Here is a 682-nt window from a genome sequence, read left to right on the forward strand (position 1 = left end):
AATACTTTGTCTTTGATCACGTGTGGTGCGTTAGTGTTAGTTGCACCTACTTTTGGATCTGTGTTTTGTACAGACCAGATTTTAGCACCGGTTTTAGCGTCTAAAGCTACCAGGTTACCGTCGTTTTGTTGCAGGTAGATTTTACCGTCGCCGAAGCCAAGACCACGTGAAACGTTGTCACAGCACAATACTGCTTGTACTGATGGGTCTTGTTTAGGGAAGTATGACCATACGATTTTTTGATTGTCGTTTAAGTCAAGTGCGTATACGTTGTTTGGGAATGCTGTATGTACATACATCATGTTACCAACAACGATAGGTGAACCTTCGTGACCACGGTTTACACCGGTTGCGAATGTCCAGGCAGCTTTCAGGTTTTTAACGTTGCCTTTGTTGATTTGTGCCAAAGCGCTGTAGCCTTGGTTGTTGTGCTGACCACGTGGGTGAGCCCAGTTGTTCGCGTCTTTCATTGCTGCTTCTTGATCTGCAGCTGCTGAGGCTACCATCGGCGCTGCCAATGTCATACCTGCAACTAAGCCAAGTGCTAACTTGATTTTGTTGATTTGCATATTAATCTCCAAAGTTAAACTACTAAGGTTTATATAAAATTAATTTCACCGCAAGCTGTCGATTTTTTCTGATGTATTCTCAAAATTATCACAACTTGCTGAAACAATTTTTT

General features: G+C 42.2%; 1 protein-coding gene. It reads right to left on the reverse strand.

The window, feature by feature from the left end:
- Positions 1-569: outer membrane protein assembly factor BamB family protein (locus OKJ99_RS09485; RefSeq protein ID WP_326015413.1), on the reverse strand; the 569-nt coding region annotated here is incomplete at its 3' end.
- Positions 570-682: the final 113 nt, after the last annotated feature.

It is taken from the genome of Streptomyces endophyticus (assembly GCF_035798155.1).
Lineage (GTDB): Bacteria > Actinomycetota > Actinomycetes > Streptomycetales > Streptomycetaceae > Streptomyces > Streptomyces endophyticus.